At 36.5% G+C, this 22009-nt stretch carries 25 protein-coding genes and 1 tRNA gene; 13 read left to right on the top strand and 13 right to left on the bottom strand.

Features of this window, described 5'->3' with window-relative positions:
- Positions 1-64 precede the first annotated feature (64 nt).
- Positions 65-1879: an oligoendopeptidase F gene (gene pepF, locus ABC228_RS10570; RefSeq protein WP_345825100.1), complete on the top strand. Its 1815-nt coding sequence runs from the start codon at positions 65-67 to the stop codon at positions 1877-1879.
- Between the two features lie 91 nt (positions 1880-1970).
- Here pepF and ABC228_RS10565 read toward each other — a convergent pair whose 3' ends face one another.
- From ABC228_RS10565 to ABC228_RS10550, 4 genes are all read right to left on the bottom strand, one after another.
- Entirely contained in the window at positions 1971-2150 is a 180-nt protein-coding gene (locus ABC228_RS10565) for a hypothetical protein (protein WP_345825099.1), read from the bottom strand.
- Between the two features lie 322 nt (positions 2151-2472).
- Positions 2473-3369, bottom strand: coding sequence for a ClpXP adapter SpxH family protein (locus tag ABC228_RS10560; protein WP_345825098.1), 897 nt, complete (start codon positions 3367-3369; stop codon positions 2473-2475).
- A gap of 14 nt (positions 3370-3383) precedes the next feature.
- Positions 3384-3770 (bottom strand): globin domain-containing protein, encoded by a 387-nt coding sequence (locus tag ABC228_RS10555; RefSeq protein WP_345825097.1) that lies wholly within the window; start codon positions 3768-3770, stop codon positions 3384-3386.
- An 89-nt stretch (positions 3771-3859) separates the two neighbouring features.
- A complete protein-coding gene (locus ABC228_RS10550; protein WP_345825096.1) occupies positions 3860-4429 on the bottom strand; it encodes a CYTH domain-containing protein in 570 nt (189 codons plus the stop codon).
- A gap of 134 nt (positions 4430-4563) precedes the next feature.
- On the opposite strand from ABC228_RS10550, the gene yjbM reads away from it, so the two are divergent.
- From yjbM to ABC228_RS10535, 3 genes are read left to right on the top strand one after another with little or no spacing between them, the layout of a single operon-like run.
- The gene (gene yjbM / locus ABC228_RS10545) at positions 4564-5172 is read left to right on the top strand and encodes a GTP diphosphokinase (protein ID WP_345825095.1); all 609 of its coding nucleotides are present in this window, start codon (positions 4564-4566) and stop codon (positions 5170-5172) included.
- 18 nt (positions 5173-5190) lie between these two features.
- Complete coding sequence (locus ABC228_RS10540) at positions 5191-5988, top strand: NAD kinase (RefSeq protein ID WP_345825094.1); 798 nt, start codon at positions 5191-5193, stop codon at positions 5986-5988.
- Positions 5989-5996: 8 nt separating this feature from the next.
- Positions 5997-6881 carry an RluA family pseudouridine synthase gene (locus ABC228_RS10535; RefSeq protein WP_345825516.1) on the top strand — a complete coding sequence of 295 codons (885 nt, stop codon included), beginning with the start codon at positions 5997-5999 and terminating at the stop codon, positions 6879-6881.
- On the opposite strand, the gene prpE is transcribed toward ABC228_RS10535, so the two are convergent.
- Both prpE and ABC228_RS10525 read right to left on the bottom strand, forming a co-directional pair.
- Positions 6882-7628, bottom strand: a complete 747-nt coding sequence (gene prpE, locus ABC228_RS10530; RefSeq protein ID WP_345825093.1) for a bis(5'-nucleosyl)-tetraphosphatase PrpE — start codon at positions 7626-7628, stop codon at positions 6882-6884.
- Between the two features lie 50 nt (positions 7629-7678).
- Entirely contained in the window at positions 7679-8842 is a 1164-nt protein-coding gene (locus tag ABC228_RS10525) for an FtsW/RodA/SpoVE family cell cycle protein (protein ID WP_345825092.1), read from the bottom strand.
- Between the two features lie 274 nt (positions 8843-9116).
- On the opposite strand from ABC228_RS10525, the gene mgtE reads away from it, so the two are divergent.
- The gene (gene mgtE, locus ABC228_RS10520; RefSeq protein WP_345825091.1) at positions 9117-10478 is read left to right on the top strand and encodes a magnesium transporter; all 1362 of its coding nucleotides are present in this window, start codon (positions 9117-9119) and stop codon (positions 10476-10478) included.
- A 218-nt stretch (positions 10479-10696) separates the two neighbouring features.
- On the top strand, positions 10697-11239 hold the full coding sequence (locus ABC228_RS10515) for a CotO family spore coat protein (protein ID WP_345825090.1): 543 nt from the start codon (positions 10697-10699) through the stop codon (positions 11237-11239).
- Positions 11240-11294: 55 nt separating this feature from the next.
- Here ABC228_RS10515 and ABC228_RS10510 read toward each other — a convergent pair whose 3' ends face one another.
- Complete coding sequence (locus tag ABC228_RS10510; RefSeq protein ID WP_345825089.1) at positions 11295-11783, bottom strand: CotY/CotZ family spore coat protein; 489 nt, start codon at positions 11781-11783, stop codon at positions 11295-11297.
- 217 nt (positions 11784-12000) lie between these two features.
- On the opposite strand from ABC228_RS10510, the gene ABC228_RS10505 reads away from it, so the two are divergent.
- From ABC228_RS10505 to ABC228_RS10495, 3 genes are all read left to right on the top strand, one after another.
- The gene (locus ABC228_RS10505; protein WP_345825088.1) at positions 12001-12213 is read left to right on the top strand and encodes a hypothetical protein; all 213 of its coding nucleotides are present in this window, start codon (positions 12001-12003) and stop codon (positions 12211-12213) included.
- A gap of 142 nt (positions 12214-12355) precedes the next feature.
- Positions 12356-12553, top strand: coding sequence for a hypothetical protein (locus ABC228_RS10500; RefSeq protein WP_345825087.1), 198 nt, complete (start codon positions 12356-12358; stop codon positions 12551-12553).
- Positions 12554-12627: 74 nt separating this feature from the next.
- Positions 12628-12900, top strand: coding sequence for a hypothetical protein (locus tag ABC228_RS10495; RefSeq protein ID WP_345825086.1), 273 nt, complete (start codon positions 12628-12630; stop codon positions 12898-12900).
- A gap of 323 nt (positions 12901-13223) precedes the next feature.
- On the opposite strand, the gene ABC228_RS10490 is transcribed toward ABC228_RS10495, so the two are convergent.
- From ABC228_RS10490 to ABC228_RS10465, 6 genes are all read right to left on the bottom strand, one after another.
- Positions 13224-13925 carry a YetF domain-containing protein gene (locus ABC228_RS10490; protein WP_427902226.1) on the bottom strand — a complete coding sequence of 234 codons (702 nt, stop codon included), beginning with the start codon at positions 13923-13925 and terminating at the stop codon, positions 13224-13226.
- Positions 13926-14042: 117 nt separating this feature from the next.
- Positions 14043-14468, bottom strand: a complete 426-nt coding sequence (locus tag ABC228_RS10485) for a GNAT family N-acetyltransferase (protein ID WP_345825085.1) — start codon at positions 14466-14468, stop codon at positions 14043-14045.
- Positions 14465-14983: a YjcG family protein gene (locus tag ABC228_RS10480; RefSeq protein ID WP_345825084.1), complete on the bottom strand. Its 519-nt coding sequence runs from the start codon at positions 14981-14983 to the stop codon at positions 14465-14467. Before ABC228_RS10480 ends, ABC228_RS10485 begins: the two co-directional genes overlap by 4 nt.
- Positions 14984-15092: 109 nt before the next feature.
- Positions 15093-15821 carry an alpha/beta hydrolase gene (locus tag ABC228_RS10475; protein ID WP_345825083.1) on the bottom strand — a complete coding sequence of 243 codons (729 nt, stop codon included), beginning with the start codon at positions 15819-15821 and terminating at the stop codon, positions 15093-15095.
- 64 nt (positions 15822-15885) lie between these two features.
- The gene (locus ABC228_RS10470) at positions 15886-17715 is read right to left on the bottom strand and encodes an ABC transporter ATP-binding protein (RefSeq protein ID WP_345825082.1); all 1830 of its coding nucleotides are present in this window, start codon (positions 17713-17715) and stop codon (positions 15886-15888) included.
- On the bottom strand, positions 17705-19435 hold the full coding sequence (locus tag ABC228_RS10465) for an ABC transporter ATP-binding protein (RefSeq protein ID WP_345825081.1): 1731 nt from the start codon (positions 19433-19435) through the stop codon (positions 17705-17707). Before ABC228_RS10465 ends, ABC228_RS10470 begins: the two co-directional genes overlap by 11 nt.
- Before the next feature lie 347 nt (positions 19436-19782).
- Here ABC228_RS10465 and ABC228_RS10460 point away from each other — a divergent pair.
- The 4 genes from ABC228_RS10460 (at position 19783) to ABC228_RS10445 (ending at position 22007) form a co-directional block, all read left to right on the top strand.
- Positions 19783-19855 (top strand) — tRNA-Val (locus ABC228_RS10460).
- Positions 19832-19966 carry a hypothetical protein gene (locus tag ABC228_RS10455; RefSeq protein ID WP_345825080.1) on the top strand — a complete coding sequence of 45 codons (135 nt, stop codon included), beginning with the start codon at positions 19832-19834 and terminating at the stop codon, positions 19964-19966. Before ABC228_RS10460 ends, ABC228_RS10455 begins: the two co-directional genes overlap by 24 nt.
- Before the next feature lie 193 nt (positions 19967-20159).
- A complete protein-coding gene (locus ABC228_RS10450) occupies positions 20160-20705 on the top strand; it encodes a hypothetical protein (RefSeq protein WP_345825079.1) in 546 nt (181 codons plus the stop codon).
- A 24-nt stretch (positions 20706-20729) separates the two neighbouring features.
- On the top strand, positions 20730-22007 hold the full coding sequence (locus tag ABC228_RS10445) for an ABC transporter permease (RefSeq protein WP_345825078.1): 1278 nt from the start codon (positions 20730-20732) through the stop codon (positions 22005-22007).
- The last annotated feature ends 2 nt before the right edge of the window (positions 22008-22009 follow it).

Below are 22009 nucleotides of genomic sequence, written 5' to 3'. Positions count from 1 at the left end.
AGTAGGAATATTTTTCTTGATGTCGAATTACTATGTATAGAAAGATTTAAAAGGAGGAACTACATTGGCAAAAGCAACAAAAGAGCTTCAATCAAGAAGTGAGGTACCTGTAGAGCGTACGTGGAGATTAGAAGATATCTTTGCTAGCGATGCAGCGTGGGAAGAAGAATTAAATAGCTTAAAAGGCGACATTCCAAAAATATCAGAATTTCAAGGGAAAGTAGCAGATTCTGCAGACTCTCTCTTTCAAGTATTGGAATTACAAGATCAATTATCAGCAAGACTGGGTAAGTTATATACATATGCGCATATGCGCTATGATCAGGATACGACAAACTCATTTTATCAAGCATTAAACGCTAAGGCTGAGAATGTCCTTACGTTAGCGCAAAGCGCTATGAGTTATTTAATTCCTGAAATCCTGAAGATGGAAGAAGCAACAATCAAAAGCTATTTAGAAGAAAAAGAAGAACTAAAGTTATATGAACATGTACTAAATGAAATTATTAGACAGCGTAGTCATGTTCTAAGTGAAACAGAGGAAGCCCTACTTGCTGAAGCTTCAGAAGCTTTATCAACAGGTTCCCAAACATTTGGTATGTTAAACAATGCTGACCTAAAATTCCCTAGCATTAAGAATGATAAAGGGGAAGAAGTAGACTTAACTCATGGTCGTTATGTAGGATTCTTGGAATCGAAAGATCGTCGTGTTCGTGAAGATGCTTTTAAGGCAATGTATAATACCTATGGACAATTTAAAAATACATTTGCATCAACATTGGGTGGTACTGTAAAAACACATAACTTTGGAGCAAAGGCACATCATTATGATTCTGCAAGACAGGCAGCATTAGATAACAATAATATTCCTGAGCAAGTATATGACAATCTTGTAGAAGCAGTAAATGAAAGATTGCCTTTATTACATCGCTATGCAAAATTACGAAAGCAAGTGCTTGGAGTAGATGAACTACATATGTATGATATGTATACATCATTAGTTCAGGATGTTGATATGGAAATTCCATATGAAAAAGCACAGGAATATGTGTTAGACAGCCTTGAGCCGCTAGGTACTGAATATACGGATGTCATCAAAGAGGGCTTCCAAAACCGTTGGATTGACGTGGAAGAGAATAAAGGAAAAAGAAGCGGTGCTTACTCATCAGGTACTTATGGAACTAATCCATATATCTTATTGAACTGGCAGGAACGAGTAAATGATTTATTTACGCTAACACATGAGCTAGGTCATTCCGCTCACAGTTATTTCACAAGAAAATTCCAACCATATCGTTATGGTAACTATTCTATTTTCGTTGCAGAAGTAGCCTCTACATGTAATGAAGCGTTACTTAATGATTACATGTTAAAGACTTTAGACGATGAAAAACAAAAACTATATTTATTAAATCACTTCTTAGAAGGCTTCCGTGGTACGGTATTCCGTCAAACTATGTTTGCTGAGTTTGAGCATGAAATTCATAAACGCGCACAAGCAGGCGAAGCATTAACAGCGGATTACTTAACGGAAATTTACTATGATTTAAACAAAAAATACTTTGGAGAAGATGTTGTATCCGATAAAGAAATTGGCTTGGAGTGGGCGAGAATTCCTCACTTTTATTACAACTATTATGTATACCAATATGCAACTGGATACTCAGCAGCAACAGCATTAGCAAACAAGATTCTATCAAGTGAAGATGGAGCAGTTGATCGTTATCTAGACTTCTTAAAAGCAGGAAGCAGCGACTATCCAATTGAGGTATTAAAGAAAGCTGGCGTTGACATGACTTCAAAACAACCAATCCTTGCAGCATTGGATGTATTTGAAGAGAAGTTAAATGAGATGGAAAACCTATTGTTAAATAAGTAATGACAAAAAAAGGATGATTCCCCTGTATTGGGTGATCATCCTTTGTAATGCAGAGATAAGTTCGGTTATGTAAGAAATTCCTCACTTGGGTTCATCGCATACGACCTCGATAGGAATTTCGATGTGTGAAGGAAAATACAGTAAGGTAAATACAGAGAAATAGAATCGGTAATGTTAAATAAATTGGAATGAGTTGCATCAGCCCGAAGATGTTTAATAGGACAGCGAAAAAGGTAAGGATGATAAATAGATAAGGGAGTAGCTCTCGCATCGGAATATCCTCCTTTTTTCTGAATAGCAGTAGTCTATTAGATATATATGTTGCAAAAAATGTATTAGAAGTGACAGATTTGTGAAAGGAAGTACAATCTTATTGATAAAATAGATAGACCTTGCTATAGTATATATGTGAGATGAATCACAAACAAAACCCCTTTGTTTGATCATGAAACTTTCTCCCATCCCCCTTTGTTTATATACAAAGAAGTGAGAAAAGAAGGATATACGCTGCCCCGTATATCCTTTATTTTTTTGCAAACAAAAAATCAAGGAGATGTCCTTGATTCTACGTTAATAATGGAATGATAATAGCATTATTTATTTGTTACAAATTTCCAGAATGCACCATATTTGGCGGGGATTTTCTCTACAATTTGTTTTAACTGAAGCTTCTTCATTTCTCTTTCTGCTTTATTCAAAGACCAGTTATAAACAACGGATACCTCTTTTGTCCCAACCATTCCATAATTTTCAACAAACTCCTCCAAGGATGGATGCTGTGATGGAATCGGTAAATGCTCTAACATTTCACTTAACACTCGTACATAGATCTCGTATGGATATAGTCCTGAGATTTTAATGCCTTGTTCTTCGACATTTCTGTGAAAGAACACCATTGTAGGCATATAGTCAATTTCCATTTCTTTATTAAGCTTCAAATCACATTGAAGTGCTTTCTTAGATGAGACAGAGTGTAAATCATTTTGGAATTCCTGAAGGTCTAAATTTGCTGCCTTGGCACATTCCAGTAAAACTTCTTCATCGGATATATTTTGTTTTTTTAGGAATAGACTTTCTTGAACTTTTCGTAAGAAAACTTTCCCAAACCGAATTCCTTGTAGCTCTGCTGCTTTAATTGCTAAATATGCCGTAATTGGAGAATGGATTGGATTCTCAATCCATAAGTCACCATCACAGCTCATTCCGGTTCTGGATGCGGTTTTTTCCCATATTTTTTTGAGTTTTCTTGGTTGTTCAAAATTATCATGGGTTAATGGCTTCGAGGAACCAGAAATGATTGGCCTTATGGTAAAAAATCGTCCATATTCAATTGATAATTTTTTAAGATAAGGCTCAAGTGACCAGCATTCTGGGCACATTGGATCTATAAAAACGTATATTTCAATCGGTTTCTTGGCAATGTCACAACTATATTCAGGCGATGTGTTTGTTTTCTTTGAGCTCATTAGCTCAGTATGTTTCCAACTCACATCGATTCTCCTTTCTAATATTCGGGTGTATTCATCATGTGATTAGCGGTCATTGTAAGCTTCTCAAATATAGCTGTTCGATAAGGTTCATCAATATTTGCTTCTTCTAAAGCAGCTTCCATGCATTCTAACCAAGCATCTCTTCTTGATGGTGTTATTTCAAAGGGTAAATGTCGACGTCGAAGCATTGGATGACCGCGTTCTTCTGTGTATAATTTTGGTCCGCCAAAGAACTGCGTGAGAAAAAGACTTTGCTTTCGTGCAACCTCTGTTAAATCGTCCGGAAAAATAGGGGTTAACTCCGGATGATTCCCAACACGTTTATAAAATGAAGTGACGAGGCGGTCAATTGTTTCGAATCCACCTATCGCTTCAAAGATTGTTCCAGGTACTGTTGTCATACAGGTAACTCCTTTAAGATTTGTCTTTATTGTAGCAACAATACGATTAATGGAGCAAATTATCTGATTGCAATATTAGTAAATATTTCCTATTTTATTCTGCTAAAAAAACGAGCGATTTTATTAGGGGTCTCCTTACGCTCAATACCCCAATCATTTAATACGGTGTCAAGTGCCTGTAGCCCTGCCTGTCGATTAGTAGCTTCTATTTCTAATTCATAATCCTCATGGTCAAGGTAAATACTATGGTCCAATACATAAATTAATCCATCTTGATCGTATTCATGTCGGCTAGTCATCAATTTTCCTTTGTATATTAAATCCGCAACACAAACCCCCAACTGGTTTAGCTGTTTTGTCGTAGCTTCCTTAGGTATTGGATTCCCATTCATCCATTCCATTGCCTCTCTTTTCGTTAGAGAATCATGAGTTTCCAATAGCCCCTCTGGATGAGGCTCTTTCAGGGTTAACTTGAACGCTTCATTTTTTTCACGGATTCGTAAAGCAGAATTCTTTATTTGCAATTTATTGTCAGTCGTCTCAAAATAGTAGTTTGTTTGGTTCTGGCCTTCTTTTGGAAAGGGAAGGCGATCCAAAAGTAATACATATTCTGCTTTCGTTAATAAATTCTTAAATTCAATTTCAATTTCTTGTGCCATATATGGCCCTCCATGGGTATTAATTGTCTAATTATATTGATTATGGCTAATAAGACGTAATTATGCAAAGAATATCCATTCTATTTGTGTTAAAATAAGGACGAATCATGTTAATAGACACAGGTGGTGTTTTGATGAACTGGGAAGCAATACTTGCACCATATAAACAGGTGGTAGAAGAATTAAAGGTAAAGTTAAGGGGAATGCGTGCTCAATTTGAATATGAGTCTAGACACTCACCAATCGAATTTATAACTGGTCGAGTAAAGCCTGTAAAAAGTATATTAGAAAAAGCAGAGAAAAGACATATATCATTTGACCGTATGGAAGAAGAAATTCAAGATATAGCTGGGGTTCGCGTCGTATGTCAATTTGTAGACGATATTTATACGGTTATCGACATGCTAAAATCTCGGAAAGATTTTACGATTATTGAAGAAAAAGATTACATATCACATAAAAAGGCGAGTGGATATCGTTCCTATCATATGATTATTGAATATCCTGTGGAAACGATACATGGAATGAAGGTTGTTCAGGCAGAGATTCAAATTCGTACACTTGCAATGAATTTCTGGGCAACGAATGAGCATTCATTAAACTATAAATATAAGGGGAGAATCCCGGAAGAAATAAAGAAACGATTACAACGTGCGGCAGAGGCAGCATTTAAGCTAGATGAAGAAATGTCTAAAATTAAGACAGAAGTGCAAGAAGCACAGCGAATATTTCATCGGAAGTAGCATGAGGGAGGGCATTCAATGAAGTTTAAAATTATTTCAAAAGGCGATGAACGATCCAATCAAATTAAGGCAACCATGAAGCAACATCTAATTGATTTTGATCTAATCTATGATAGAGCAGAACCTGATTTAGTTATCTCTGTTGGGGGAGATGGTACTTTTTTAGAGGCGTTTCATCGGTACAACCATCGTCTTCAATCTACCGCTTTTATTGGTGTACATACTGGACATTTAGGTTTTTACGCTGATTATGTTCCAGAGGAATTGGAAAAACTCGTGATTGAGATTGCCAAAACACCATTTCAAGTCGTCGAGTATCCATTATTAGAGGTTATTATTCGATCGAAAACTGGAAACAAAGTCGACTCCTATCTAGCTTTAAATGAAGCAACGATAAAAACACCAGACGGTTCTGTTGTATTCGATGTGGAGATAAAAGGAGAACGATTTGAGACATTTCGCGGTGATGGGCTTTGTATCTCAACTCCTTCTGGTAGTACTGCTTATAATAAGGCACTTGGTGGTGGAATCATTCATCCTACATTAGAAGCTATTCAGTTAACTGAAATGGCTTCAATTAATAACCGTGTCTTTCGTACAATCGGCTCTCCACTTATTTTGCCAAAGCATCATACTTGCTTATTAAAACCATTGGTTGAACGTAGCTTCTTTATCACGATTGATCATATTACCCATAATTATACCAATGTTAAATCGATTCAATGTCGAGTAGCGAAAGAGAAAATTCGTTTTGCTCGATTTAGACCATTTCCATTCTGGAATCGTGTACGGGATTCCTTTATTACTGAAAACTAGGTGACATGATGCAATGGCAGATTACACAAGCTAATAAAAGCATACTATTGCGGGACTTTTTACGAAACGAACAAGGCTTTTCTAGGAGAATCCTGAAAAGCCTTATTTATGATGGTGGGAAATTATTAGTTAATGGTCGAGAACAAAATTTACGGTATGAGTTACAGATTGGCGATGTAGTATGTGTAGAGTTCCCAAACGAGAGAAAGGGAACCCACATGACCCCGGAGGAAATCCCTCTAGATATCCTGTACGAGGATGACTCTGTATTAGTTATTAACAAGCAGGCAGGGGTTGCAACCATTCCATCCTTCCATCACCAAACTGGGACAATTGCGAATGGTGTGCTACATCATTATGTGAAACACAACATTCCTTATACGGTTCATGTTGTAACAAGGCTTGACCGTGATACTTCTGGCTTGTTACTGATTGCTAAGCATCGTTACAGTCATTCCATTTTATCAACTGCTCAAAAGCAAGGAAAAGTGAAACGAAAGTATTATGCAATCGTAGAAGGTAGTCCAACCCATAGAAAAGGAGTTATTCGTGCAAATATTGGTCGGAAAGCAGACTCCATTATTGAACGGGAAGTCCGTGAAGATGGGCAGCATGCTGTAACCCACTATCAAGTAAAGAACAATAACCTAAATCATGCATTAGTAGCAGTTCAGTTAGAAACTGGCAGAACCCATCAAATTCGTGTTCATTTCTCCTTTATTGGACATCCACTCGCTGGAGATGATTTGTACGGTGGTTCGAAGGAGTCGATTACAAGACAAGCTTTACATTGCTTTGAACTTGGCTTTGAGCATCCGCAAACGAAAGAGTGGATGACATTTTCTGTGCCTCTTGCGAAGGATATGAAAAAGATCCTCTCAGATGAACATTAATTATTCATCTGGGAAGGATCTAAATTTTTCTTCAAGTAATGGTTGTTCAGAAGGGATGGAAACGGTAATTTCTTCTGGAAGTCGAAATGCTGTTAGCTTATTTCCAAACACACAACCAGTATCGATATTAATGGTTCTATTGATAATTCTAGGATTAAGCACAGGTGTGTGACCATAAACAATCCACGTGTTTCCTTGATAATGCTGTGCCCAGTCCCTTCGAATAGGTCGACCATCCTCATCAAACTCTCCGGTAATATCACCATATAACACAAAGGTTTTCACTTTTTTATCATGTCTGCCAATATAGGATTGTTTGATTCCAGCATGTGCAATGACAGCATTTGCTTCTAGTAATTGTAAATAAAGTGGAGCATCTTCATACAAGGTTATGAATTGTTTGCGGACCTTTGCTTGTTTTTGTTTATCAAGTGTTTCATATTCAGCAACGGTTGTCTCTAGTCCATGTTGCTGCTGCACTTTATTGCCTAAAAAGAACCGATAGAGCTTATTACAATGATTCCCCGGTACATACCGTGCTTTCTTCTGTTGCACCACCATTTCATATACAAGTTCCATCACTTTGATGGACGCCGGTCCTCGGTCTGTTAAGTCACCAACAAATACTGGAATCCTACCATCCTGATGTACGAAAAAGTTCCGTTCCTTTTTATAACCTAATTCTAGAAATAACGTACATAGCTCATCAAAACAACCATGAATATCACCAATCACATCTATTTTCATGTCATCACCTCTTCTATAAGAAAAGCGAGAATAGTATGTGCTATTCTCGCTTATTCAAACATATATTTTTTCGTTCGCGAATGTATATTTAATACAATCCCAATTGCAATTAAATAGGTGAGTGTGGAGCTCCCACCATAGCTTAGGAATGGAAGCGGCAGACCTGTAATTGGGAGTAATTGAATAGACATCCCGATATTTTGAAAGATTTGATAGGCAAACATCCCGACAATACCAGTTATAATATAGCTTGCATAATTATCATTACTTTGTATTGCAATATGGATTAATCGGTAAAGCAATAAGAAAAATAACGTGACAACAATACTAGCACCAATAAAACCAAACTGCTCCGCAACTCCCGTGAATATCATGTCAGTGTGACGCTCTGGAACATAGACCTGCATTTGCTGGATACCTTTTCCGAACAATTGACCGGATCCAATCGCCATCATTGCTAGCACAAGTTGAAAGCCGGAATCGGAATATTGCTCTGGAGCGAGCCAACCATAAAATCTACTAGAAACATGCTTGAAAACAGTTTCTTCTAAAAACACTGCAACTGTATCAGGGAATAAGAAATAGGCTCCAACAATTAAACCAATTATTCCGATCCCTATTAGAAAGATCGAAAAAATAAGCCGCCATCGAATACCTGAAACAAGAATCATCGCACCAACGATTGCTGTTAGTACTAAAAACCCGCCTAAATCTGGTTGAACAGCTATTAATCCCATAGGAGGCAATGCGATAACAATTATTTTTGCGAGCAACCAGAGGTCGCTTTTAGTCGTTTGATTTATGTGCTTCTTATTATGACTGTACATGACATGTGCTAGGGTTAAGATTAAGATTACCTTCATAAACTCAGCAGGCTGTAAGGTACCGATTACCGGGAACTTAATCCAGCTAACTGCGTCATTTGCTTCATGGATAATAGGTGATGGAAAATGGAAGAATAGCATCAATAATAATACCATTCCAATACTGTACATCACCCAGGTTAGCTGTCTAAAGCGGTCATAATCAATTAACATAATAACGGAGATGATTATTCCTCCTGCAATATACCAAAGCGTTTGCTTAAATGTCACACCTTGATATTTGAGTTCTAAACCAGGCTCGATTGTACTAATTGTAAACACACTAATAATTCCCAAAAGCAATACGATTGAAATTAATGTATAATCAATGTTATTTTTTGATGTGTTCATAGGATATCCTTACTTTCTGTATAATTCTTGCGCTACTTCTAAAGTTTACACGATTTTCAAGTATTTTTCACGTTAGGATTCAATAAATTTTCATGTGATGTGATAGGTGGAGACATTTGGTAGCTATTCTTCAATCCGTATAGATAACCTGATAGGACGTCTCCATTCTCTCGCTAAGCATTATATCATTATAACATTCTTTCACTATGTTAGCTGAACATTTTTTAAGGGTATGGTATAACTATACTAGTAACTAGGTAAAGGGGGCTGTGCCATGGAAAACATAGACGAAATAAAGCTAGAGCAATTGAAACAGATCCAACAGCTATTGGATGGGGAGAAAATTGAGGAATTTCGGGAACAATTCTTAGATATGCATCCATACGACCAGGCGCAGTTTTTTATGGAAATAGATGCAGCTAACAGAATGCTCCTGTACAGCTATTTATCACCAGAAGAAGTTGCGGAAATGATGGAACATATTGAAATTGAAGAAATACAGCCATTTTTTGCAGAAATGGATCCAAGATTTGCGTCCATGATTTTTGCAGAAATGTCTACAGATGATGCGGTTGATATCTTAAATGAAATGGATAAGGATAAAGTCGTTAGCTTTCTGACTATTATGGATGATGAAGATGCTGACGAGATTAAGGACTTACTTCATTACGAAGAAAAAACAGCCGGTAGTATTATGACGACTGAATTTATCTCAGTTTATAAAACACAATCCGTTAAGGCTACAATGGTCCAGCTTAAAGAGGAAGGGCCCGATGCGGAAACAATTTACTATCTTTACGTGGTTGATCAGGATAAAAGACTAGTTGGCGTTCTTTCCCTACGCGATCTAATCATTGCAGAAGATGATACAAAAATTGAAGCGATAATGAGTGAAAATATCTTCTCGGTATCTGTTGCAGAGGATCAAGAGGAAGTAGCTAAAATAATGAAAGACTATGACTTTCTAGCTGTGCCAGTTGTAGACTTTCAGCATCATTTATTAGGGATTATTACCGTAGATGATATTTTAGATGTCATCGAAGAAGAGGCAAGTGAAGATTACTCTAAGCTAGCCGGTATAACAGATGGTGATAAGCCTGATACCAACCCAATTGTTGCAGCGAAAAAGCGGCTTCCTTGGCTAGTTATCTTATTGTTTTTGGGATTGTTAACAGCTAGCTTAATCGGGCAGTTTGAAGCTACCCTTAGCCAAGTAACGATATTGTCAATCTTTATTCCGTTAATTGCTGGGATGGCGGGAAATACTGGTACACAGGCCTTAGCGGTTGCGGTTAGAGGACTTGCAACAGGTGAGTATGGAAATGAAGGAAAGTTGAAGCTAGTGATTCGAGAAGCAGGAACAGGGCTCATTACTGGAACGGTTTGTGGAGTCATTATTACTGCTGTCATTTTCCTATGGAAAGACAATTTTTATCTTGGAATGCTTGTAGGATTGTCCATCATGTTAACATTAATTGTTGCCACGCTTGCAGGCTCCTTAATTCCAATCCTTATGCATCGCTTGAAAATTGATCCAGCGGTAGCATCTGGACCATTTATTACGACAATCAATGATATTATCTCAGTACTTATCTATTTTGGTTTAGCTACAACATTTATGAATTTATTATTGTAAGATTGGAGAGCGTCTCTTTAGGAGAATGCTCTCTCTTATTTTTGGACGAGTCTGTTTAGGAAAACATATCACAGACTGCCATTATCCTGTAGATATAAATAACTAGCTTCTCCTGATATGCCGATTTACCTGTCTGGACAATCTCCGCATTTAACACAAATTAATTCTTAGGTTCATATAATGAGTTGACGAATGGAATAGAAAGGAGAAAGTATATCATGTCAGAGCGTAGTAAGTTTGCTAATGAACCTTTAATGTATATTAACCAACCGACCATCAATAAACCTAGTGCACCGATGCAAAATTTCTACACGACTCCCAAAAAATCCCTTAATCATACACCACAAACAGATGAAAAAACGCCGCAAAAAAAAGTTAAAAAAAGATCATCCAATTTAGGTGCCTTTAGTCAGGTTGTTCCAAATCTTAAGGAACCACAAAAAGTTGAAAAAAAACATAGCACTACCAATAGGCTAAATAGCGATAAGAATGAGGATAGTTACGCGCAGTCAGAAGAAGAAAATAATAATGAACGAAAAAAATTTAAGGACATGTCCTTAACAGAGAAGATAGCGTATTTTGTTAATACTCCTAATCACTTACCAAAAATGCGATGTGAAGTAAAAACTGCAGAAAAGTCCCATCGAGGCATTATAAGGGATTTTAAGGAAGACACGGTATATATGCAAGTCGGAAGAAGATCTTCGAATACGACAATTAAATTAGAGGATATTACGGAGATTCGCTTATTAGGATTTTAAATAGAAACACCCTGGAAAGAGGATATAACTCTTTCCAGGGTGTTTTTTACTATTATTAATCAAAGACACTAATTGCTGGCAAGCAAGTAACGTGGCAGAAGCAATCTAAGTCGACAGTGATACAAATTCCAGTGTTTTCTAGATTGTCGGTGTCTTGATCACAAGGATCTTTTAAGTGGTCGCAATCGCAAGGGTCATTTGGATCAAGCAATAATTCTAATACTGCACAGCAGTCATCTGTTACTGATTTAACACGGAAGATGAAGCTTGCTTTTAAGTCTCCAATTGTACCAAGACCATTTCCACGTTTTGCACCAAATCCTTTAAATGGTTTACAATCACCTGCACAATATAAGATTACAGGAACTGTATCCAAACCATTGCCGGGATCAGTTTCACCTAACAAATCATTAATTGATTGTTCGCAGCTACTATCACAACAATTTTCGATAACATCGTTTTGAGCATCAACAATATCACGAAGGATCTCACATACGCAGTTATCTGTTGCTGCACCTTCTACTCTACCATGGCCACAACCCATGAAACATTTCTCCTTTCTAATGCTTATTGACTTATTGTCCCTAATAGAATATGTGTGATATCCCATATGGTGTGGGCGACTGTAGGATATTTAAAATTAGAATCAGAATGAGTAAATAATCCAAAAAAAAGTTGCCAATAAGGACATTTGACCATACCTTATGATTTCACTTACATAGACTAATATCGAGCAAACTATCACGAAGGAGTGACATTGAATGTCTGAAAATAAAAGAGTAATTCGCGTTAAAGACCTTGTGATTCAAGCAGATAATGTCTTTATCGAGCCGGCTAAACGACGTGATCCGTTTTTTGGAGGATTCAGACGTAATGTGGATGATCAAGTAGAATCAGCCAATAGAGAGTCAGAGAGCCGTGAACATCATGATGATCGTGATGACAACGACCGAGGACCGTTCTCCTGGATATAAATACCAACAATCCGTACCATTTTCCATACCCATAGCAGCTTTTATAGCTGCATTTTTTTTGCACTTATAAGTAAACGCTAAAAAAAGACTTGCTAAAAGCTAAGTCATTTGCCATTTCTTTGAGAAGGAGGCGTCGTTCTATATGGATACCAAAAAATTATTAAAGAATCTCGGTATTATTCAAAAGCATCTCGAAAAAAATGAGAAGTGGTTTCAACATCCCGAAAAAAAGATGGGGCAATTTGAAAAAGATATGGATGAATGGAATAATCGTTATCTAAAGTCGATGAATGAGATTGAAAAATGGATAAAAGAGCTGGAAAAGAAGCTAGATGGATAGATATTTTTTCTAAACCGTCATAAACTAAAGGAAAGTAACGAATAATATAATACCAAAGTTGAGGAGGTAGATATATGGGATACATATTGCCAATTCAACAGCATGAATATGCAGATTATCAAAAAAGGATGGTCACAAGAAAGAGGACCGTTCCATCGGTAGAAAGGACTTACCGAGCAATACTTGAATCGAATTATGAAGAGCTACGCCAAGAAGAAGAGCTTCGTAATCAACAAGTATCGAATGTACCACATAAGTCAGAAGAAATGGAAACTCCGTTAGGGTATACAGATGAAATCTATACGGAACTAACTGGTTTAGGACAATATGTAAATGAAAGAGTCTAAGAGGACTGTCAGGTTCTATCTGACAGTTCTTTTCGTTTGTTATTAGTGGAATCTTAACAATTCTTCGTAATGTCCAAGTGGTTTTCCGAACAATTTTTTGTTACGCGATTTTGAGACGAACCGGGGGGAAATTAATAGCATCACATGATTTTGAGTATCCGGTTGTTTCAATAGGACATTTTTGGTATCTCGATAGATTACAATCCGCAAGCGATAATGAAGTAAGCTGTCTACTGAAATTGTAAGAGAAATAGAGGTTTAACTTACGTTATCTATAGTTCTGCACAGAAAAAAATCCGCTAAAAGCGGTGTTGTATTATGCATTAATGTTTTGGCTTTCCACGATTCACGAAAGGGAGGATAAGTAGTTCTTCATCCTTTAAATACTCTGCATAGAAAACTTCTTCTACTTTATCAAAGCCTTGTTCTTTCAACTGTTCCATCAACCATTCTTCTGTAAGATTCTTCTCCTCTAGATTATCATAAATAATTTCACCATCATTTATCACCATTGTAGATAGGTTAACTTCCATAGGAGAGAGTTTCATATCTTTCCGTGTAGGATTTTGATAGTCTGACTTCCTAAGCACAGATATCTCCCCATTTGTTTCGAGAATAGCATATTCAACCTCACGAACAGAAAATACATCCTTTGATCGTAATAAATGTTGTAACTGATTAACATCCAGCTTGTTTTTCTTCATCACATCACGAATCATTTTTCCATTTCTAATAACGATTTCTGGACTGCCTTCTAACAGAGCGCGTGTTCCCTTGAATTTTTGTGTAATAATTTCTGTTATATACAGTAAAGCTCCCCATAAAAAAAGGACGTAGGCTATTTGTAGCACGCCTGCATTGTCATCAAACAGTGCATTCCCAACTAATTCACCTAAAATAATAGCTGAAATAAAGTCAAAAGCTGTCAGCTGTGAAATCTGCGTTTTTCCGAGTACCTTTGTTAAGATATATAAAGCAAAGAAACCAAACAACGTATCTGCTAGCATTTGTGTATATGATATCAACGTTATGTGTCCCCCTTTCAAGTATTAGCTTTTCCTTTTTCCATGAAGTCATGCGTAGAAATAGGGACCAGTAAATGTAATAAAAAAACAGTTCGTATCATTACGAACTGTTTCTTCTTAAAGTTGTTTCTTAATCATTGTCACATGGGGTATTCCAGCATCCATGAATTCATCAGAAACTGTTTCATACCCGAGCTTTTTATAAAACTCCTCCGCATGTGTTTGCGCATTTAATTTAGCTTTTTGATAACCGTTTTCTTTAATAACTTCTTCCATTGCCAGGATGATTTCTTTCCCATAGGACTTTCCACGAAAATCATGTAACACACAAATTCGTTCCAATTTACCGTAAACATCTACAAACCGTAAGCGGCTAGCGGCAATCGGCTTATTGTTCTCTATTCCTAAAAAGTGGATCGCAGTCTCATCATATTCGTCTAGTTCCTCTTCAGGAGGCACACCTTGTTCCATAACAAATACCTCGGTACGAACCTGAAATGCTTGATCTTTTTCGTGGTTTGTCTCAGCAATCTTTATTTTCATAGAAGTTCCTTTCCAAATACAAAAGACTCATACACCGTCCAAGAGCCATTTTCTAGTTGGTAAAGTAGTTGGAATCTATCAACTTTTTCTTCGAATTTAAAGCTTCTCATTTTCATTCTACCAAAAATGTCGGAGTACTCATCATCCAATAGCTTTTGTCCTATAGTAATATGCGGCACAAAATTAAAATTTTTATTCTGTGGAAACTTACCAGAGTGAAGCTTTTCGTAAAGTTTATCAAGATTTTCTTCAGGCTCTACCTTCAGGTAAATCGTATTAGTAACCGGTACAAAAGAGCTTACTTTGTTAATCCGAATGTTAAACGGCTCCATTTCATTGGCAACTCGCTTTAATTCAGGAACAAGCTCATCGATTGTAGAGTCATCAGCTTCAAATGCTTCTTTTAATGTTATATGTGGTGGTATTAATGGATAATGTGGGTCATAGCGCTTACGATAAGAATTGGCTTCATCTTGAATTTTCTTTGAAGGGAATATAGCAATACCGTATTTCATGTTTTAACCTCCTATTAATCGTTATATCGAGATAGTTTCTCTTAATTTATAACAAATTGGTTTACTTTAAAAGTGTTTTTATACCTATTCTGATAAAAAATTGAAATTATTAATTATGAAAGATCGCTTTCAGCGCTTGAACCATATCCTTTTGCCAATACTTCCAAGTGTGAATACCTTCAGGAATCTCTTTATAGTAATAGGTTGTACCCTTTTGCTCAATAAGATCCTTAAGCCTTCTGTTAGGTGTGAGGAAATCAACATCTGGATTTAGTGTAGTTTCAACATTTGTTTCGGCTGTACCAATGGTGTGATAAATATCTAAGCCGTGTAAATTCTCTGCTTGCTTAACCAAATCAAGCACGACATCATCTACTAATGGAGACTGCATGATGACTTTGCCAAACGTGTTTGGATATCTAATTGCAATTGTTAATGCAAGTGTCCCCGCAAGCGAATCACCCATTAGGGCACGTGTACCACCCATGTGATAGGTAGGGAGGAAGTCGTCCAGTAATGGTACAACCTCCCGCACTAAAAATTTTGTGTATGCTTCATATTGCTCTCCTGAAGGGTGGTATTTTTTCAGTCGGTCCTGGCGATCTTTATAGTGAATTCCTACGAATACTGTATTCTCAATCTCTGCATCATCATGAAGCTGGTCGCTAAAGGTTGCAATCCTTCCAAGCTGATAATAATCATTACCGTCCTGCATGATACAAATATGATATTTATACAATGGTGAGAAGGATTCTGGTTGATAAATCTTAAGTGTCATCACTTCATTTAAATAATCACTTTCTATTTGTCTTTCGAGCATTTTACCTTTTCGGCCCATTTCATTCACCTCATAAACAACATTACATAGTCATAGTGTATCATGAAATGGATTCCTTGTAACGCTAACTACCAACCACTTCACGAAGCTGACCTTTGTAAAGATTATAGTAATTTCCCTTTAAACTTAATAATTCCTCATGACTACCTTTTTCTAAAATATGTCCATGCTCAAGCATAACGATTTGATCTGCCTCTTGAATTGTATTTAAGCGATGTGCAATGATAAAGCTTGTTCTACCTTTCATGAGCTCTTTTAGTGCTTGTTGGATTTTTACCTCTGTAATGGTATCAATATTACTTGTTGCTTCATCAAGTATAAGGATTGATGGCTCCGCAATAAATGCACGTGCAATCGTGAGTAATTGCTTCTGCCCCTGACTTATACCACTACCATCTTGGTCTAGTATGGTATCATATCCTTCAGGAAGTTGTGAAATAAAATCATGTGCATTGGCTTGTTTAGCTGCCTCGATGACTTCTTCATCGGTTGCATGTAGCCTACCATAGCGAATATTTTCACGAATTGTATCACGGAACAGGAATGAATCCTGAAGTACAAAAGCCATGTGTGAACGTAGACTAGAACGCTTAATATCCTTTAAATCAATCCCATCTAGTGTTATTTTCCCACTATCATAATTATAAAAACGAGAAATTAGATTGATAATAGTTGTTTTTCCAGCACCAGTATGACCGACAAAAGCAACTGATTGACCAGGCTTGGCTTCAAAACTGATGTGATCAAGAATTGCTTCTTTTTCATATCCGAATGATACATTTTCAAATTTAACATGGCCCTTCGTTTCTGGAAGTTCTTGTGCATGTTCTTCATCAAGCTCTTCTTGTGTTTCATCGATTACATTAAAGACACGCTCAGCACCTGCAACAGCGGATAATAGTAAATTAAATTGGTTGGACAGTTCATTTAATGGTCGAGTAAATTGTCGTGCATACTCTGTAAAAATAACAATAATCCCAACTGTTACAAGCTCTGTGTTAACAGCTAAAAGACCACCAACCAATGCAATCATACCGAAGCTTAGGAAGTTTAGCATGTTCATCACCTTTGGAATAAATCCTGCAAGCGTTAATGCCCAAAAGCCGGAATGGTTTAAATCTTTATTCTTAACCTCGAACTCACCAATAACTCGATCCTCTTGGGAGAAGGTTTTTACCACATGTTGACCAGAGATCGTTTCTTCGACATAACCATTAAGTTCACCTAATCGTTTTTGTTGTAGCTTATATAATGGACCTGTACGCTTGGTAATCCAACGTGTCGCATAAAACATGACTGGAATAATCGACATCGTAACAAGGGTTAATATTGGGCTTAGATAAATCATAACGCCAACAGTACCAACAAGTGTAAGAACACTTGAGAACACCTGAATGACGGATTGGTTTAAGGTGTTATTAATATTATCAATGTCATTTGTAATACGACTCATCAATTCCCCATGCTGCCGTTTATCAAAATAGGCAATTGGTAAACGATGGAATTGCTGAAACAAATCGGAACGTAAATCATAGACTGTATTTTGGGCAATACCAATCATCCAGAAGCTTTGTAAAAATATGGATAAGGAATGGAACAAATAAACAACTACTAAACCAATTACTAGTAAGCCTAAGCCAGAAGCCTCTTTCGTAACAATAAAGTCATCAACTGCCATCCCAACCATGAATGGTCCTAGAAGGCTCATAGCAGAGCTTACAATAACAGCTAATATCACTAGCCACAATCTTGCCTTCTCACGTGCTAAGTAAGACCAAATTCTTTTTATTGTTCCAAACGTATTCTTAGCTCTTTTTTCCTTCACTGCATCCGGAATCTTCTCAATCGGTATTTTTTCATATTGAAAAGGATCTTTTAGCGATTTAATGGACATTTGGGTACTCCTTTCCAAATTGAGATTCAACAATCAATTGATAAAGCTCAGACTGTTGTAGTAATTCATCATGTGTACCAATGTTTAGGATTATACCATTATCGAGTAATAAGATTTTGTCTGCATTCATTGCTGTAGAAACCTTCTGAGTAATGATAAGCATGGTATTAAGGTCCTCTTGAATTGCTTGAAGTAGTCGTGCCTCAGTCGCTAAATCCAATGCACTTGTACTATCATCTAGCATTAAGATTTTTGGTTTTCGGATTAATGCTCTGGCAATAGAAATACGTTGTTTTTGTCCACCAGATAAATTAACTCCTTTTTGACCGATTTGGGTTTGATATTGTTCAGGCAAATCCATAATCGTTTCATGGATTTGGGCATCACGTGCTGCTTTTAAAATTTCTTCCTGTGTCGCATTGTCTTTTCCCCACGAAATGTTCTCAATAATTGGACCACTGAATAGTAATGGACTCTGAGGAACATAGCCGATGCTTTTACGCAGCGTCTCTAATTTATAGGAAGAGATTGGTTTGTCATCAATGAATATTTCCCCATTTGTAACATCGTATAGTCTTGGAATTAGCTGGAATAACGAAGATTTTCCAGAACCAGTTGCACCAATAATTGCCAGTTTTTCTCCTGGATTAACCGTAAAGGAAATGTTGTACAATACTGGGCCATCAGATGTTGGGTATTGGAATGAAACATTCTGAAATTCAATTTTTCCATTCTTAACAGTTTGCTTAATCACAGCATCGTCTGAATCAAGTAGATCAATTTCCTCTACTAGTACTTCGCTAATACGTTCAGCAGATGCTTTTGTACGCGAGAATGCCATAATAATGAAAGAAAACATGGAAATAGCCATTGCAACACGCATTGCATAGTTAACAATTGCGACGACGTCCCCAACCTCAGTTGTTCCTGCAATGGATTGGGTGTTTCCTATCCATAGAATTGCAATAATACTTAAATTCATTACAAATAATAGAACAGGCATCGATGCTTCTATAAAACGGAAAGTTTTTCTTGTATTGTCACGTAAGTTTATATTTGCATTTGTAAAACGTTTTTCTTCATGATTCCGTCTGAAAAATGCTTTAATTAAACGCATTCCAGCAAGATTTTCCTGCATCACTCGATTGACATAATCGATGCTCTTTTGAACGCGATCGAACATTTTACTAGCTTTTTTCAATACCCAAAGTAAAAATCCAACTAAAAGTGGTACGGTAATTAGAAAAATAACCGCAAGCCTAGGATTTACGATAAATGCCATCACGACACCACCAATGCAAATCAATGGTGCTTTAACCATGATTCGTAGTGACATAAAGATAGTATTTTGAATTTGTCGAACATCGTTTGTGAACAATGTCATGAGACGAGAGGTAGGATATCGATTTAAATTTGCAAAGGAGAATTCTTGTATTTTACGGAATAATCTTTCGCGAATATCATGTGCAAACCCCCAACTGACATGGGAAGCGTAGAAGGAGTTTGTAACCCCAGAGATAAAAGAAAGTAACGCCAAGCCAATCATAATACTTCCCCACATAATGATGTTATTCATGTCGCTATTTAACACACCATCATCAATCATTTTTCCAAGAAAGAAGGGAAGGAGTAGCTCGACAGCCAATTCTACGAGCATGAGGCATAAGGCAACAAATGCAGATAATTTATAAGGCTTTAAAAAGGAAAAAACAGTTCTCACAAGAGTAAACCCCCGTTGTCAAAATTATTAGTCTTTTAAAATTAGTGAATTTAATATCATCTTATTATAAATGATAAACAGGTTTTTATCCAAGGATTTATTTCGAGTATCGAATGATTTTCGGGCAGGTGAGCGGAGGACGAAATTTTGAATACGCTGATATATAGGTAGATACGCTGATAAAATGAAACATTCGCTGATATAAATATATTTAAGCTGATATAATAGAAAATTCGCTGATATATGAATAAAGGCGCTGATTTAACAACACTCCCATTTACGGAAGTAAAACGTATTGACAGTAATTACTAGATTCCATATAATTATTTCACAACCTAAATTTATACGATTCCGTAGCTCAGCTGGGAGAGCGCCACCTTGACAGGGTGGAGGTCGTTGGTTCGAGCCCAATCGGAATCATACAATGTTGATGAGTCTGAATCCTTGTTTTATCAAGAGATTCAGGCTCTTCTTTTTATCGTCCTTAAACGTAATCATTTTTGTGAATTGCATGCATCTATCGTTACCTAAGTGATTTTGAAGAATATAGATTGGTCATTTTTCGTGCTTTCCTGTCGTTAATATTCTTTATTAATAAAGTGCTTTCTCTATAAAACGCGATTATATAGCACATAACATTATTTCAAATATATTAAAGTTATGTTACTATTTGTTAAAAGGTTCAGAAAATAATTAATTACCGGATAATTTAGGGGTGTTTAATGTGAAAAAATGTTTCCTTTTTTTCTTAATGCTAATAGGAGTTACTTTGGTCGGATGTGCGGAAAATCCAGCATTAATAGGATTGAAAGAAGAAGTTCAAGAGTCACCTATTAGTAAGGAAAGTGAATCTGAAAAGGAAGAAAGCGGAAATGTGGCTAAACCTCCTGATGTTCAAGTGTGGACTGATGAAGATTCAACTGTTGTTGTACTTGATGTTTGGTGTTGGAAAGAGGTAAGCCTCTGTTCGTTGGAACCGAATCCTCCAGAGGAGCAATTGTATGGATCTCCACCTTTAAAGGTAGAACCAGGTGAGGTATTTGAATTTGCTATTTCAACTTCTGAAATACCCGAATCGGATCATATATATTTCCCCGATTATATTGAATTAACTCAAATTAGACTAGATGAGGAGAAAGAAGTGGAAGTCACTAATAGAAGAATAACCGCCCCAATGGAAAAAGGAAGATATTATTACGCTATGAAACTGCAATGGGAGGGTGAAGTAGTAGGGCAGGCTTATTATGTTTTTGGTATTAATGTTCAGTAATTCTATGAAGCAGGGGGTGTTTCTTTGTTAAAGCTAATTTTATTTGAAATAAAGAAGGTGTGGAATACCACCTTCTTTCGAATACTTTTGGTGGCATTGCTCGTATTCATTATTGGATATTATGTATTTGTTTATGTCAACACAACGCGTGTTGAGGATGTCATAAAACCATTAAAGGATGATATACAAATAACGGAACAGGCTATTGAAGAGGATAGAAATGCTTTAGAATTCGCAGATGAATCAGATGTCAGGGAATTAGAAGAGTCTATTGAGTTTAATGAGAATTGGTTAGAAGAAAGGCAAACAAAAGTAGAATTATTAGAGAAAGAAAATTGGGATGCTCTCCTACAAATTGAAATTGAAGATACCGAGCCAGTTATTGGCCAAATGCGATACGAAAACCAAACGCATACCTATAGCCACCCTACTTTATTTACATTAGAAACCTATGTGGGAATGAATAAGTGGATGCAAGATAAGGGTGTTATCCCTTTATTGCCTTTGGATCGATTCTTTGCTTATATGACACTATACGATAGAGAAGTTAGTAGTACTAGTACAGCAGAAGCGGAAACTATTATGGAATTTTTAGCAGATAATAGTAATAAATATTCCTCTACAAGTTTTCATTATCTCTTTCGACTTTTTAATCTGTTATTTAGTTTAATAGGTGCCGTTTTCTTTCTTTTCCTATTTGGAGATATCGTTACAAAGGAAGGCTTAGGACGAAATGGACCAATTCATTTACTACAAACACAGCCAATTGGTCGGAATAAAATCATAGCTAGTAAATTTATTACTGCAATTTTAGTTAGTATAATGATCTTAATGTGTGCAGTTGTCTTTTCGGTTATAATGGGAAGCCTTTTTGATCGACTAGGAGACTGGCAATATCCCGTAGTAATTTATGGAGAAGATAGAACATTCACCCTCATGAGCATAGGTGTATTATTAGTCAAGGCAATTGGTATGTTCATGTTAATCCTATTATTCTGTTATTCTATTTTATTCCTATTTTCCATTTTGACCAAACGTGTACTGGTGGCAATAGGGTTAACTGTGGTTACCGTATTTATCGGGTATACAATAAGTGAGGAATTAGCAACTTCCAGTATTGCACACTATATTCCATTTCAATATTTCTCTGTTACTGACGTGTTAACAAATGAGCTAGCATTAACCTTAGATAATTTTAATCTTCGTTATTCGAATGGATTGATTTCGTTAAGTATTGCTAGTTTAATTCTCTTCGTTGTAACGTATGTTGTCTCTATTATGCAAACTAAAACTGGTAATTAGTA

Source organism: Ornithinibacillus xuwenensis (genome assembly GCF_039614845.1).
Lineage (GTDB): Bacteria > Bacillota > Bacilli > Bacillales > Amphibacillaceae > Ornithinibacillus > Ornithinibacillus xuwenensis.
The sequence above is the reverse complement of the archived record's forward strand: the minus strand, read 5'-3'. Positions and strand labels throughout refer to the sequence as shown.